Origin of the sequence: Vitiosangium sp. GDMCC 1.1324, assembly GCF_003044305.1 — a bacterium.
Classification (GTDB): Bacteria; Myxococcota; Myxococcia; order Myxococcales; family Myxococcaceae; genus Archangium.
Genome location: NZ_PZOX01000002.1, coordinates 352,323 through 365,930, shown reverse-complemented (window position 1 = coordinate 365,930; position 13,608 = coordinate 352,323). Strand labels below are relative to the sequence as shown.

Sequence of the window (13,608 nt, the reverse complement as noted above, 5' to 3'; positions counted from 1 at the left end):
CCGGTGCCAGGTGCTTCCAGGTGTGAAGACGAGGGAACCGGTCAGGCCGGGAGGAAGGTACGAGCCATGAGGCAACTGGGTAGGGTGCTGCTGTGGAGCGTGGTGCTGCTGGCCCTGCCGGCGGCGGCACAGGACGGGACGTGCGCGCTCGACTGTAAGACGAAGGCCACCGCGACGCTGCCCGCGTGCATGGATCGGTGCCCGGCGACGCAGAACCCGAGCAAGGATCGCCCCTTCCAGAAGTGCGCGGAGCGGTGCTCGGACGCCTACAACGCCCAGCTCGAGACCTGCCAGAAGAAGTGTGGTGGGAAGACGGGCTCCGGCGGGAAGAAGCGCAAGTAACACGAGGCAGGCCTGCTTTCGCCCCTGTGCCCGCCCGGGGGGATGCGAATCGTCTCCAGCGAGGCTTCCGGCTTTGCTTCGGATTGAAGGGCTTGCTGGCCCGTGTTACGGCCGGAAGTCATGAGTGACACCGGCGCATCCCCCAAGGACTACAAGGACTCGGTCAATCTCCCGAAGACGGACTTCCCCATGAAGGGGAACCTGGCCCAGCTCGAGCCGAAGATGCTCGGCTGGTGGGCGGAGAAGGGCATCTGGGGGAAGATTCTCGAGCGGCGCCAGGGAGCCGAGCCCTTCGTGCTGACGGACGGGCCCCCGTACGCCAACGGCCACCTCCATGCGGGCCACGCGCTCAACAAGGTCCTCAAGGACATCGTCGTGAAGTACCGCAACCTCGCGGGCCGCCGGTGCGACTACATCCCCGGCTGGGACACCCACGGTCTGCCCATCGAGCAGGCCGTCGAGAAGCGGCTGAAGGAGAAGAAGATCGACAAGCGCACGCTGGACCGGGAGGCCTTCCTGGAGCAGTGCCGCGCGTACGCGCTGGAGTTCATCGACATCCAGCGCACCGAGTTCAAACGCCTGGGCATCCTCGGGGACTGGGAGCACCCGTACCGCACGCTCGACTTCCCCTACGAGGCGCAAGAGATTCGCGAGCTGGCCACGTTCGCGAAGCGGGACATGCTCTACCGGCGCAAGAAGCCGGTGTACTTCTGCCTCTACGACCAGACGGCGCTGGCCGAGGCCGAGGTGGAGTACGAGGACCACGCGAGCCCGTCGGTGTACGTGGCGTTCCCCGCGGGCCCCGAGGTGTTCGACAAGGTGCCCGCGCTGAAGGGGAAGAGCGTCTCCTTCGTCATCTGGACCACGACGCCATGGACGCTGCCGGCCAACCTGGCCATCGCGATGAACGCCGAGTACGAGTACGTGTTCTACGCGCTCGGCGAGCGCGTCATCTGCGTGGCGAAGGATCTGCTGCCCCGGGTGCTGGCCGAGGTGAAGGCGGACGAGCTCGCGGTGAAGAACGTGAAGCTGGCGGGCGGTGAGGTGTCGGCGGCGTCGCTGGTGGAGCCCGAGCGCATCCTCGCCTACGCGCGGGGCGACGAGCTGGAAGGCTGCACGTACCAGCACGTCTTCTATGAGCGCCAGGGCCGCATCATCCTGGGCGAGCACGTGACGCTGGAGGCTGGTACGGGCCTGGTGCACACGGCGCCGGGGCACGGCCAGGAGGACTACGAGGTGGGCCTGAAGTACGGGCTCGACATCTACAACCCGGTGCGCCAGGACGGCCGCTACGACGAGAGCGTGGGCGGATGGCTCGCGGGCAAGAAGGTCTTCGAGGCCAACCCCACCATCATCGACGTGCTGGCGGACAAGGGCGCGCTGCTCAACGACAAGACAGACAAGGTCGAGCACAGCTACCCGCACTGCTGGCGCTGCCACAACCCGGTGATTCTCAGCGCGACGTACCAGTGGTTCATCCCGCTGGACAAGCCGATGGAGGGCGGGAAGACGTTCCGCCAGCGCGTGCTGGACGAGGTGGACCGAGTGCAGTGGGTGCCCTCGTGGGGGCACAGCCGCATCCGGGGCATGCTGGAGACGCGGCCGGACTGGTGCATCAGCCGCCAGCGCACGTGGGGTGTGCCCATCCCGATCGCCTACTGCGAGGGCTGCGAGGAGTCGGTCATCTCCCCGGAGCTGATGGAGAAGGTGGCGGCGGCGGTGGAGAAGGAGGGCGCGGGCGTGTGGTACCGCACGCCGGTGAAGGAGTTCCTCCCCGCGGGCTACAAGTGCCAGAAGTGCGGCAAGACGGAGTTCCGCCGCGAGACGGACATCCTGGATGTGTGGTTCGACTCGGCATGCGCGTTCAGCGCGGTGTCGGAGCGGCGGCAGCGGATTCCTGCGGACCTGTTCCTCGAGGGGAGCGATCAGCACCGCGGCTGGTTCCACTCGTCCATCCTGGTGGCGGTGGGGACGCGCGACATGTCGCCGTACAAGGCGTGCCTGACACACGGCTTCGTGGTGGACGGCGCGGGCGAGAAGATGTCCAAGAGCCGGGGCAACGTGGTGGCGCCGGAGAAGATGATCCAACAGTACGGCGCCGAGGTGCTGCGGCTGTGGGTGGCCAGCAGCGACTACCGCAACGACGTGCGCCTGTCGGATCAGATTCTGAAGGGCCTGAGCGAGGGCTACCGGAAGATCCGCAACACCATCCGGTACGCGCTGAGCAACCTGTATGACTTCGACCCGGCGAAGGACGAGGTGAAGGCGGGCGAGCTGCTGCCGCTGGACGGCTGGGCGCGGGGCCGGCTGGCGGAGGTGGTGGCGCGGGTGAAGAAGGCCTACGAGGCCTACGAGTTCCACCTGGTGTACGCGACGGTGGTGGACTTCTGCGCGGGGGACCTGTCGGCGGTGTACTTCGACATCCTGAAGGACCGCCTGTACACGACGAAGGCGACGGGCCACGCGAGGCGCAGCGCGCAGACGGTGCTGCACGAGGTGGCGACGGTGCTGCTGCAACTGCTGGCGCCGGTGATGAGTTTCACGGCGGAGGAGGCGTGGCAGTACCTGCCGGGGAAGAAGGCGGAGAGCGTGCTCCTGACGGACTTCCCGGAGCCGGCGGTGAAGGTGGATGCGGCGCTGGCGGAGCGGTACGAGAAGCTCTTCGCGGTGCGCAGCGCGGTGCAGGGCCTGCTGGAGGCGGCGCGGCGGGACAAGATGATCGGCGCGTCGCTGGAGGCGAGGGTGGTGCTGAGCGCGAGCGGCAAGGCGCGCGAGTTCCTGAAGGCGAACGAGGCGGAGCTGCCGTCGCTGCTCATCGTGAGCCAGGTGGAGCTGGCGGACACGGCGGGGGAGAAGGCGCAGGCGCTGAACGTGGCGCAGGCGCTGGGCGAGGAGGTGAAGGCGGAGGTGCTGCCGGCGAAGGGCGCGAAGTGCCCGCGGTGCTGGACGTACTCGGAGAAGGTCGCCGCTGGCGCCCCGGTCTGCGAGAAGTGCCAGGACGCACTGGGCTGAGAGCGCCCCAACCCTGAGTGCCAATCCCTGGCATCAATTGTCAGGGTCATGGCCCCCACGGGCACATGCATCCCTTTGCGGTTGGCATGGTGGGGCCCCCTAACAGCGCACTCCGTGCGCTAGTGATTTCTGAGACGAGGGGACTCTCTCATCCAGCTGTGGAACGCACGGCGCGCTGGCGCTGGCGCGTTTGTCACGAACGGAGGACAGCCGCCACACCGATGGGATGAGGTGTCTGCTGTCGTTCTGCACCGCGCACCTCTACTTCACCGGGCTGGAACTTTTACGTCGCGAGATTGGGCGCGGCCGCCCGCGATGACCCGAAAAATAGGCCACCGATCTCCTAACAGACCGCTTGCATGAACCTGGCGGTGCGGCCCGATGAGGACCGCTCGACCAGACATCCTGGGGACGTGGAGAGAGCCTCCCGCCCCCGCCTTCTCGTGCATTTTGGGGGTGTTATGCGACGTCGTGCGTATGGTCTGTCCGCCACGGTGGCGGCCATTCTGCTTTTGGGAACTGCTTGCGGTGAGCGTGATGTCACCCTGCTGGCGCAGAGCGAGCACTCGCTGGCGGTAGCCTGTACCGAGTGGGCCGAAGGGACGAGCTACACGGCCGGCCAGGTGGTGACCTACCTGGGCGCGACGTACACCGCTCGGGTGGCTCACACCGCAGCCCCTGGGGCCAACTGGAACCCCAGGGATACGGCCTCTCTCTGGCTGCCAGGAGGTAGCTGCGGTGGCGGTGCAGATGCCGGTGGAGGAGGCTCCGACGGAGGTGTGGGCAGTGGCACGGATGCTGGCACCAGCACGGCCGCGCCTTGGGCCGCCAACAAGCAATACGCGGTGGGCGACGTCGTTTCCTACAATGGTGTGAAGTACCAGTGCATCTCCGCTCACACCTCCCTGCCGGGCTGGGAGCCGCCCAACGTCCCCACTCTGTGGAAGGTGGCGCCGGCCGACCCGGGAGGCGGTGGCGGCCCCACGACGCCGTTCTGCGCACCTGCGTGGGTGGCCACCAAGATTTATTCGAAGGGGAAGGTCGTCGGATACAACAGCAGGGCCTACCGCGCTCTGGCCGACGTGCACGGAATCAAGCCTGACGACACCATCTACAACATGTGGGAGCTCGTTGGCGTTCCGGACGACAACCTGTGCCCGGTGTCCATCCCCAACAACATCAACTACGGCCAGCCGTCGGTGGTGACGGGCAACCCGCGCGCGGGTAGCGCCACGCCTTCGGGGCCCATCAGCGCGGCACACCCGGTCTCCGGCACCGGCACCGGCGGCACTCGGGGCGGCATCGACCCCTCGACGGACCCGGGTGGCAATCACCCCGGCTTCGACGCGGACACAGGCGCGCGTGTCTCCAAGCTTCCTCCCGGGACCCTGCCACTCCAGCACAACGTGTATCAGCTGAGCGCCGGACAGGAGGTTGTCGAGTATCTCGGTGACTGGGCCATCTATGGCCGCCGCTTCGACTTCAACAAGCTGCCGGTGAAGAACGTGCACCGGCTCGTCTACGGGTTCGCGGGCATCTGCTACCCGGCCGCGAAGAACACGCAGGACCCGGGCTTCCCCACCACCGCGCCCGCGGCGGTCAATCGCACGTGCAAGCAGAGCAACCTGCCGGACGGTGCGATGGCTGTCGCGGACTTCGAGGCCGCCTTCCTGCGCGTTCAGCCGGGCCAGAGCGGAGGCAAGGTGACGGGCACCGAGTCCATGTATGACCTCGACCCGAAGGACGTGGCGGGCGTGTTCGGCGTTCTCTACAAGCTGCGCCAGGAGAATCCGCACCTGAAGCTGGACCTGTCGGTCGGCGGGTGGACCTTGAGTGAGGGCTTCCCGTGGATGGCGTATGACCCCACGCGGCGCAAGGCGTTCGTGGACTCGGTGGTCCGCTTCCTCGAGCAGTTCGACTTCGATGGCATCGACATCGACTGGGAGTACCCGGGTGCTGACGGCGCGGTGCCCGGGATGTCCCGCCCGGATGACCCGCAGAACTACCTGCAACTGCTGAAGGACCTGCGCGCCGGCCTGGATTGGCTGAGCAGGAAGACCGGCAAGCAGTACCGCCTCTCCAGTGCCATCTCGGCGGTCCCGAGCAAGCTGAGGCTCATCAACTGGACGGAGACGAGCAAGTACCTCGACCGTCTGTACCTGATGACGTACGACTTCTCCGGTGCCTGGGAGCGTCAGTTCAGCCACCACACGCCGCTGTTCACCAACCCCAACTTCAGGGATGCCCAGGGGAACACTGCGCCCCTCTCCGTGGACGCGGCGGTCCAGACGCTGAAGCAGGAGGGGGCGCCGGCGAACAAGATCATGATTGGCATTGCCAACTACCACCGCGCCAAGGCCATCAACCTCAGCGACATCACCGAGTACACCAACGGCCTGCGGGGGAGCTCCACCTTCGGCAACCTGAGCGCCACCGGCGTCGGGCTCGTCCTGGGCATTGCCGGCGTCGGCTCGTGGGAGGCCGGTGTCGTGGAGGGCTATGACCTGTACCAGAACTTCCTCGACAAGGACCTGAAGCCCAAGAACGGCTACCGCCTCTACACGGACAAGGCCTCCAACGCGGACTATCTGGTCCACCCGCTCGGTTCGTTCATCACTATCGAGACGCCGCGCACCGTGGCGTTGAAGGCTTCCTACGCGAAGGTGAACGGCCTGGCCGGGGTGTTCGGGTGGCAGATCGAACAGGACAACGGCTACAACCTCAACGCGCTCAATCACGTGCTCGGCAACGCGCTGGGGAGCAGCCTGTCGGACGCGAAGCCGCAGGACCAGATCGCGGTCTGCGGTGAGAACGTGACCGCCGCGGAGTGCGCGCAGCTCAACCAGAGCATCAAGTAGCCACCGCGCCTGTTGCGCTGACGCGGGGCACACTCCACCGGGGTTCTCGAGCGCCTGGGTATCGCCCTCCTGGGTCTTGCCGAGGCGCTCGGCCCCGGGGCTCACGTGTGCCGCGTCACCGTGTCTCGGGCCAGGGGGCGAGCTTCTCCTCCTCGTAGCGCGAGAGCAGCGCGCCGAGCTCCACGGCCTTGGCCTCCACCTCCGCGTGGCGTGCGCGCGGCACCGTCCGCGCCACCTTCGGGAAGGGCCCCTTCACGTCGAGCAGGTTGTGGTTCTCCAGCGGGTCCGCGCCCAGGTCGTACAGCTCCCACTCGTCGGACTCGAGGCCGCGCGGGTCGAAGTAGCGCGCCAGCTTCCAGGAGCCACTGCGCACGCAGCGGATGTGGTTCGGCTGGCGCACCGGGCCCGGTGCGAGCTGCGGCACGTGGGGCACCTTCATGTGTTTCGGCACGCCCTCGCCCCCTCCCGCGCGCAGCACGTCCACCACCCGGCAGAAGAAGGCGTAGTGCTTCTCGTTGTCGGCGGAGTGCGGGTCGCCATCCGCCTGCAGCGGCTGGGTGATTTCGTCATCGGTGGCGAAGAGCACGCCCTGGCGCTCCGAGCCATCCTGCTCGCGCACCACGGACGTCTCGCCGAGCACCACCGGGGACAGGTCCGCCCCCACGAACGGAGGCACCACGCGGCGCAGGCGCAGTTCCTCGCGGGCCTTCTCCAGCGCCTCGTCCTTCACGCCCATGATTCCCAGGAGCGTGGGCAGCAGGTCCACGTGGCTCGTGAGCTCGTCGACCTGGCGGGGCGCCGTGTCTCCGTTGAGCGAGGAGTGCCGGAAGACGACCGGCACGTGCAGCGCCTCCTGGTAGGCCGTGTGCCACTTCTCCATCAGCATGCCGTGGACGCCGCCGTACTCGCCGTGGTCCGACACGAAGACGACCAGGGTGTCCTCGTGCAGGCCCACCTCCTCGAGCGTCTCGAGCACCCGCGCGATGTGCTGGTCCACCACGTGGTGCAGGTAGGCGTAGTACTGCACGAAGGCCGCGACGGAGCCCTCCGGGTCATGGGCGAGCGCGAAGGGGATGTTGGAATCGAGCGTGAAGCGGAGCGCGGCAGCGAAGGGATTCTCGGGCGTCTTGCCCGCGGCCTCCAGCTTGTCCAGCGCGGAGGCACCCGTCTTCGACGCGAGCGACAGTCCCATCTTGTAGGCGTAGTCGAGCTGGCACGAAGGCTTGTCCGGCCCGAGCGCCATGGCCGATGCGGGAGGCGCCTTGGCGCAGCTCGCGTCGATGCCGGCGGGGTTGAGGGGGATGCGGAAGGTGCCGCCGTGCGGCGCTCCGGACAGCGAGCCCTTCTGGGGAATGGTCAGCGGGCCCACCTTCGGTGCGTTGGGGTCCATCCCGCGCGGCAGGGCCGGGTAGGTGGCGATGTCATGCGGGTTGGCGAAGGACACCACCGCCATCCACGGGGCCTGCTCGGCGGGAGGTGCCGGCTGACGAGGAGCGTCCGAAGCCGCGTTGGCCTGGGCCCGGTCCACCTCGATGGCCAATGCCTTGCGCCGCAGGAAGGTGCAGGCGAGGTCCGCGCAGCCATAATCGCGGTAGAAGCCCAGGTTGTTGGGGCTGGAGCCGTGGGGCTCGGGGTAGCTCAGCTCCCAGTCCTCGAAGCCGTAGCGCTCCAGCGTGTGCTCCGGCGGATTGGAGACGTGCCACTTGCCGAAGTAGTGCGTGCGGTAGCCCGCGGCGCGGAACCAGTTGCCGAGCGTGGGAATGCCGTCCGGCGACAGCCACGGGAAGGAGGTGGCATCGCCGCTCTTGAAGATGCCATCCGTCTGGGTCACGCCGGTGCGCGTGCCGTACTGGCCCGTCATGAGCGCCGCTCGGCTGGGGATGCACGCCGAGGAAGCGATGGTGTGATTGCGCAGCACGACGCCGTGCTGTTGCAGCTTCACGAAGCCGGGGAACAGCCCGGCATAGGGGTTGTCCTCGCGCAGCGGCTGGAAACCGAGGATCTCCTTGAGCGGCTCGGCGAAGCCCGCTTCCGCGCCATAGGGGAAGCGGGGGAAGCGCATCTGGTCGACCATGATGACCAGCAGGTTGCGGGGCGCGGGCCGGGAATTGGGAGGGTTGGGACGTGTCATCTGCAGGGTCCAGTCCTGTCGAGGGGACGCGTGGCTCGCGAGGACCCCGTGGGTCTCAGCGCCATTCCGCACGTTGCTATGTCATTGACGCGCTGGGAGGTGCCGCTGTGAAAGGTCAGCGCGGCCCACGGGTTCTCCAGCACCCGCGCCTCTGCCCTGCTTGAATCGCCTCACGGGGCGGAGGGCTCGCCGTACCGCGACTGGATGAGCCGGGCCGGCCCCGACGGCGGAACCACCACCACGAAGAGACGGTCGTACTCGTTATCGGAGATGGGTTGAACACGGACCCCGGCCATTGCCTCGAGGATGGACGGGAGCGTATTGCTGTGCTCCACCACCAGGATGGTCTCTCCGCGGTGTTGCGTGAGGAGCTCTCGGGTCAGATCCGCGGCATGCGCCTGCGCACCCGCTGAAATCTCACGCACGGTCACCGGCACTCCCAAGTGGTCCGCCAGCGGCTGGGCCGTCTCTCGCGTCCGGCGATACTGCGTGGCGTAGATGGCGTTCACGCCGGCGCTCCCGGCCACCTGGAGCAGTGCCTCCGCGCGCTTCTGTCCGGCGGGAGTGAGGGCCGGGTCATTTCCCCCGTCCGTGGCCTTCTCCCCGTGTCGGACCAGCAGGACGACGGTCGACGCATTGGGCGGAGATTCGGGCTCGGCTCGCGGGCCCGTGGAGTGAGCGCCGGTGCAGGCGGCCAGCGGCAGCAGACAGACCCAGAGCAGGAAGCGGGGAGTGGCGGTTCGCATGTGAGGACTCCTGGCAGGAGGGGTGGGGAGCGCGAGTGTTGCTCAACGGCGGCGGCAACGTACGCTGTCTCCGAGGTTCCATCGCATCATGCACGGGGACATCTCGGGCGGGCATGCGCGTGGCGCGTCGGGAAATGGTACCTGTTACTGGACGGGAATGGCTCTTTCGAGGGGACCACTTCGCACCCATACTTCGTGGCGTTCGTTCGTTCCTTTCGTCACGGAGCCACTCCATGCGTCCTGCGTCCCCATCCACCGAGCCACACTTCTCCTTTGTCCTGGAAACGCCTGCTGCCACGCCCGAGGCCGCCCGGCAGCACTTCCTCGCGAAGCTGTCGGTGGAGACGGACCCCGCAGATTTGAAGATCGACCTGGAGCGCGGCCGCAAGGGCTTCGTCGTGGTGGACACCCGCTCGCCCGAGGCCTACGCGCGCCGGCACATCCCCGGTGCGCTCAACATCCCGGGCCGTACCGTGAACGCCGAGACGACGGCCTCCCTCTCCAAGGACGACGTCATCGTCGTCTACTGCTGGAGCCCCGCCTGCAACGGCGCCACCAAGGCCGCGGTCCGTTTCGCCACGCTGGGCTTCCGGGTGAAGGAGTTGATCGGCGGCATCGAGTATTGGGTGAAGGAGGGTTTCCCCACTGAAGGGACGTTCCCTCGCGGTGTCCCCGTCTTTGGTATGACCGGCGAGACCTAGGCCACCTACGCGCTCGAGGTCCTCTCGATGAATCCTCCTCTGTCCCCCTGGATGCAGGTGGCGCTCGCGAGTGAGCGGCTGCGCCTGGAGCTGCGCGACCTGCCCGTGGCCCCCGAGGTGGACCGCGACGCGCTGCGCGCCCACCTGCGCTCCCGCTATGACTTGAATTCAGCCACGCCGTGCGAAAGCGGCCCGCGGCTGGAGACTTCCGCGTTCAGACCCAGTTCGGAGGACGCCTCGCGCCAGAAGTGCCACCACCCCAGGTTCTCGCCGCCGCGCGGAGGGTGATGGAGTCCGCGCCCGAGGGGTGTGTCTTCGCTCGGGTCGACGGATGTGAGGTGGATGGACGGTTCGTCCTGATGGAACTGGAGCTCATCGAGCCCGTCCTCTACCTGGGCACCCATCCAGGCGCCGAGGCTCGACTCGCTTCAGCCGTGGCGGCGGCGTTGGGCCGGGCGCGATAGGCTGCGCACCCATGCCGCGAGGAGCCTCCGCCGCGTTGTTCCTGCCCCAGCTCCAGGGGCTGCGCCACGAGCCGGGTCCTCTGCACCGTCAGCTCTACGAACGGCTGCGCCAGGCCATCCTCACGGGCGTCCTGCCCGCCCGGAGCCGGTTGCCCTCCACTCGCGCGCTCGCGGCCGACCTGGGTGTGTCTCGCAATACCGTGGAGCTGGCCTTCTCGCAGCTCGACGCGGAGGGTCTGCTGGAGCGGCGCGTGGGCTCTGGCTCCGTGGTGGCCCTGCCCGAGCACGCCCGGCCTCCCCATGGTTCGCCTCGTGCGCCCACTCGTCGGCCCGCGCCCGCTCCGCCGCTGCGCGCACGAGCTCGGCGGGTCGCGGAGCTGACCTTGCCGGATCAGCCCACCGGCATCCTTCCTCTCACCCCGTGCATGCCCGCGCTGGATGCCTTCCCTCTGTCCCTCTGGCGGCGCTCGCTCCAACGTCAGGGCCGACAGCTCGGCACGCGGTTGCTGACCTACGGCGAGGAGGCCGGTTGGCGTCCTCTGCGCGAGGCGGTGGCCGCGTACGTGGGCGCATCGCGCGGGGTGCGCTGTGGCTGGCAACAGGTGCTCATCGTCTCCAGCACGCAGCAGGCGCTGGATCTCGTGTCTCGCCTGCTGCTGGAGGAGGGTGACGCGGTGTGGATGGAGGAGCCCGGCTATCTGGGAGCGCGCGCTGCCTTCTCCTCGGTGGGTGCCCGGCTCGTCCCCGTGCCGGTGGATGAGGAGGGGCTGCGAGTGGACGCGGGCCTCACGCGGGCTCCCAAGGCGCGGCTGGCCTATGTGACGCCGTCGTACCAGTACCCGCTGGGCCTCACGATGAGCTTCGCGCGCCGGTTGGCACTGCTGGAATGGGCTCGGGCCTCGGGCGCGTGGGTGGTGGAGGACGACTACGACAGCGAGTTCCGCTACACGTCGCGGCCGCTCGCCGCCATGCAGGGATTGGATGATTCAGGGCGCGTGCTGTACGTGGGCACCTTCAACAAGGTGATGTTCCCCTCGCTGCGGCTGGCGTACCTCGTAGTGCCGGAGCCGCTCGTCGAGCCCTTCCGCCGCGCCAAGTCCCTGGCGGATGGCCACACGCCCCTGTTGTCTCAGGCCGCCATGGCCGACTTCATGGAGCGCGGCCACTTCACGGCGCACCTGCGGCAGATGCGGTTGCTGTACGCCGAGCGGAGGGAGGCGCTGCTGGATGCGCTTCGCCGCCACGCCGGGGACAGGTTCCAGCATGTGGGCTCCGTTGAAGCGGGGATGCATGTCGCGGTGAAGCTGGCGGGCCGCGGGGATGATGTGGCCCTCGTCGAGCGGGCCGCCGGCCGTGGCCTGGATACGCGTCCCCTGTCCGCGCACTACCTGGGGAGGAAGCGTGCGAGCGGGCTCGTGCTGGGGTTTTCTGGCGTAGGCCCTGCTGCGCTCCGGGCCGCGGCGGCCTCGCTGGTGTCGGTGCTTTGACTCTGGCGGATGCTCCCTTGTCAGGGGTGGGCCTGGCGGCGCCCTCCCGCGCTCATCACCAGGGAGGCGATGAAGAGCACTGCCGCCGCGATGAGCAGGAGGTGGATGAGCGCCCCGGCCACCTTGAAGGCGACGACCGCGAGCAGCCACACGACGAACAGCACTGCCGCCAGTGACATCAATGACTTCGCGTTCATGCGCGCCTCCATCTTCCAGGACCCTGCACGTCAAGGGTGGGGGTCTGGTCCACGTCGGGCAAGCGCGGCCACGGGCGGCCTCGGGGGGCGCCAGGCCGACGGCCTGATGCTCGGTCATCTGGTCAGGGGCCGAAGTCCGTAGGGGGGCTCTTCAGCGGGCCCGGGTCCAGAGCTCGACCTGGGAGTGCTCGAGGAGCGGTGTGAAGCCGTGCTCCGTCAGGACGGTGCGTGCGGCCTCGCGCAGCTGTGGAGTTTTGAGTCGCGTCATGTCGACAGCGGCCGCGAGGGGCTGTGAGTGCTCTTCGCCGAACCACTGCCGGGCGACGTCCGCGCCGACGACCCAGCCCTTGCGGTCGAGATACCAGAGCAGCTTGGGATCGCCATCCGAGAGCACGAGCACTCGCGCCCCGGTCTCGAGCACCCCGTCGAGCCGCTGCTTCGCTTCCTCGAAGGGGGCCGCGGCGTTGGAGGGGGAGAACCAGGAGCGGGTCCGCCAGAGGCCGAACGCGGCCACGAGGACCAGGCCCACGGCCACGACCTGGAACCAAATGGGACGCCGTGCTCGGGAGAGCAGCGCATCGACCGCGGCCCCTGCGCTCAGCACCACCGCCGGAACGGCCACGAGTCCGTACGAGGTATGCCACGCGGCCGATTCGCCCCCCAGGAAGAAGAAGATGACGGCGGCGATGGCCAGGGCGCGAATCCACCCAGGAGTCTGACGCCACCGGAAGAGGAGGAACCCGACCCCGAGCGCCGAGATGAGCGGGCACGCATAGGAGTCGAACAAGCGCTGCGCGTAGATGCGCTTGTAGAAGGTGGGATCCAACCAGCTCGCCACCAGTGCCGGGAACGAGGTGCCCAGGTAGAAGTAGTGGATGCCGTACTGGTCCTGGAGCGCTTTCGCATACGCATACCACGCGAGGGGCGGCAGGACGGACAGGGGCAGGTAGAGCCAGTAGGCCGAAGGCCGAAGTGCCGCCTTTCCCCGGCGGAGGAAAAGCCAGACGACCAGCGGCAACCCATACACGATGACGGGGAGCTTGATGAGCGCTCCGAGTGCCATGGCCACCGCGGAGCCGAAGTAGAGCGGCCAGCGCGTGGGCGCATCGGCGGGGAGGGAGCGATCGAAGAGGTCGAGCGCGAGCAGGCCGAGCGCCAGGGACGGGACGTCGGGTTGGATCGTCCGGGCGTAGAAGAAGACGACGGGGGAGAAGGCGAAGCCGACGATGGCGGTCCATGCGCCAGCGGCCCCGAGGTGGCGTCTGGCCAGCGACGCGAGGCTGAAGAGGCTGAGCAGCCCGAAGGCGAGGATGAGCAGACGGCTCGCGAGGACCTGGGCCGCGCCACCACACGCGAGGTGGCCTCCGATGAAGTTGAGGAGGGGGAACTCCATGCCGGTGATGCCGGAGGCGTCGCCCGCCTGGTCGATCTGCGGGAGCCACAGCGGGGTGCCCGAGCGGCAGAAGTTCCGGCCGACCATCAGCACGTCGGACTCACGCCAGTTCACCAGGCGATCCGTGAGCGAGGGCGCCAGGAGCAGAACGACGGCTGCCGCGACGACCCACACCGCGGCGGGCAGGTGCCGGGCCCAGGGGGACTTCGCGGCGAGGGTGGGGTCACCGGTCCGCAGGGAAGAAGCTTCAGGCTGCATGCGACTCCAATGGGGAGCG

11 protein-coding genes are annotated in these 13,608 nt (G+C 68.2%); 7 read left to right on the top strand and 4 right to left on the bottom strand.

Annotated features, from left to right (window positions below):
- Positions 1-66 precede the first annotated feature (66 nt).
- The 3 genes from DAT35_RS05975 (at position 67) to DAT35_RS05965 (ending at position 6,212) form a co-directional block, all read left to right on the top strand.
- Positions 67-342 (top strand): hypothetical protein, encoded by a 276-nt coding sequence (locus tag DAT35_RS05975; protein ID WP_146209586.1) that lies wholly within the window; start codon positions 67-69, stop codon positions 340-342.
- Between the two features lie 120 nt (positions 343-462).
- Positions 463-3,354: an isoleucine--tRNA ligase gene (ileS, locus tag DAT35_RS05970; RefSeq protein ID WP_108065919.1), complete on the top strand. Its 2,892-nt coding sequence runs from the start codon at positions 463-465 to the stop codon at positions 3,352-3,354.
- Positions 3,355-3,815: 461 nt separating this feature from the next.
- A complete protein-coding gene (locus tag DAT35_RS05965) occupies positions 3,816-6,212 on the top strand; it encodes a glycosyl hydrolase family 18 protein (RefSeq protein ID WP_108065918.1) in 2,397 nt (798 codons plus the stop codon).
- A gap of 115 nt (positions 6,213-6,327) precedes the next feature.
- On the opposite strand, the gene DAT35_RS05960 is transcribed toward DAT35_RS05965, so the two are convergent.
- Both DAT35_RS05960 and DAT35_RS05955 read right to left on the bottom strand, forming a co-directional pair.
- Positions 6,328-8,343 (bottom strand): sulfatase-like hydrolase/transferase, encoded by a 2,016-nt coding sequence (locus DAT35_RS05960; RefSeq protein ID WP_108065917.1) that lies wholly within the window; start codon positions 8,341-8,343, stop codon positions 6,328-6,330.
- 170 nt (positions 8,344-8,513) lie between these two features.
- Positions 8,514-9,089 (bottom strand): histidine phosphatase family protein, encoded by a 576-nt coding sequence (locus tag DAT35_RS05955; protein ID WP_108065916.1) that lies wholly within the window; start codon positions 9,087-9,089, stop codon positions 8,514-8,516.
- Positions 9,090-9,322: 233 nt separating this feature from the next.
- Here DAT35_RS05955 and DAT35_RS05950 point away from each other — a divergent pair, with 233 nt between their 5' ends.
- Genes DAT35_RS05950 through DAT35_RS05940 form a run of 4 tightly spaced genes read left to right on the top strand, consistent with a single transcriptional unit; the run spans position 9,323 to position 11,741 of the window.
- Positions 9,323-9,790, top strand: a complete 468-nt coding sequence (locus DAT35_RS05950; RefSeq protein WP_108065915.1) for a rhodanese-like domain-containing protein — start codon at positions 9,323-9,325, stop codon at positions 9,788-9,790.
- Between the two features lie 27 nt (positions 9,791-9,817).
- Positions 9,818-10,078, top strand: coding sequence for a hypothetical protein (locus tag DAT35_RS05945; RefSeq protein WP_108065914.1), 261 nt, complete (start codon positions 9,818-9,820; stop codon positions 10,076-10,078).
- Entirely contained in the window at positions 10,078-10,254 is a 177-nt protein-coding gene (locus tag DAT35_RS58795; RefSeq protein WP_158501570.1) for a hypothetical protein, read from the top strand. The genes DAT35_RS05945 and DAT35_RS58795 overlap by 1 nt, the downstream gene beginning before the upstream one ends.
- 11 nt (positions 10,255-10,265) lie before the next feature.
- The gene (locus tag DAT35_RS05940; protein WP_108065913.1) at positions 10,266-11,741 is read left to right on the top strand and encodes a PLP-dependent aminotransferase family protein; all 1,476 of its coding nucleotides are present in this window, start codon (positions 10,266-10,268) and stop codon (positions 11,739-11,741) included.
- A gap of 20 nt (positions 11,742-11,761) precedes the next feature.
- Here DAT35_RS05940 and DAT35_RS05935 read toward each other — a convergent pair whose 3' ends face one another.
- Both DAT35_RS05935 and DAT35_RS05930 read right to left on the bottom strand, forming a co-directional pair.
- Entirely contained in the window at positions 11,762-11,938 is a 177-nt protein-coding gene (locus DAT35_RS05935) for a lmo0937 family membrane protein (protein WP_108066422.1), read from the bottom strand.
- 151 nt (positions 11,939-12,089) lie between these two features.
- Positions 12,090-13,589, bottom strand: a complete 1,500-nt coding sequence (locus tag DAT35_RS05930; RefSeq protein ID WP_108065912.1) for a glycosyltransferase family 39 protein — start codon at positions 13,587-13,589, stop codon at positions 12,090-12,092.
- Positions 13,590-13,608 lie beyond the last annotated feature (19 nt).

Excerpts from the sequence above, each read along its gene's own strand:
- DAT35_RS05975 (WP_146209586.1), top strand. The coding sequence starts at position 67 with ATGAGGCAACTGGGTAGGGTGCTGCTGTGGAGCGTGGTGCTGCTGGCC.
- ileS (WP_108065919.1), top strand. The coding sequence starts at position 463 with ATGAGTGACACCGGCGCATCCCCCAAGGACTACAAGGACTCGGTCAAT.
- DAT35_RS05965 (WP_108065918.1), top strand. The coding sequence starts at position 3,816 with ATGCGACGTCGTGCGTATGGTCTGTCCGCCACGGTGGCGGCCATTCTG.
- DAT35_RS05960 (WP_108065917.1), bottom strand. The coding sequence starts at position 8,343 with ATGACACGTCCCAACCCTCCCAATTCCCGGCCCGCGCCCCGCAACCTG.
- DAT35_RS05955 (WP_108065916.1), bottom strand. The coding sequence starts at position 9,089 with ATGCGAACCGCCACTCCCCGCTTCCTGCTCTGGGTCTGTCTGCTGCCG.
- DAT35_RS05950 (WP_108065915.1), top strand. The coding sequence starts at position 9,323 with ATGCGTCCTGCGTCCCCATCCACCGAGCCACACTTCTCCTTTGTCCTG.
- DAT35_RS05945 (WP_108065914.1), top strand. The coding sequence starts at position 9,818 with ATGAATCCTCCTCTGTCCCCCTGGATGCAGGTGGCGCTCGCGAGTGAG.
- DAT35_RS58795 (WP_158501570.1), top strand. The coding sequence starts at position 10,078 with ATGGAGTCCGCGCCCGAGGGGTGTGTCTTCGCTCGGGTCGACGGATGT.
- DAT35_RS05940 (WP_108065913.1), top strand. The coding sequence starts at position 10,266 with ATGCCGCGAGGAGCCTCCGCCGCGTTGTTCCTGCCCCAGCTCCAGGGG.
- DAT35_RS05935 (WP_108066422.1), bottom strand. The coding sequence starts at position 11,938 with ATGAACGCGAAGTCATTGATGTCACTGGCGGCAGTGCTGTTCGTCGTG.
- DAT35_RS05930 (WP_108065912.1), bottom strand. The coding sequence starts at position 13,589 with ATGCAGCCTGAAGCTTCTTCCCTGCGGACCGGTGACCCCACCCTCGCC.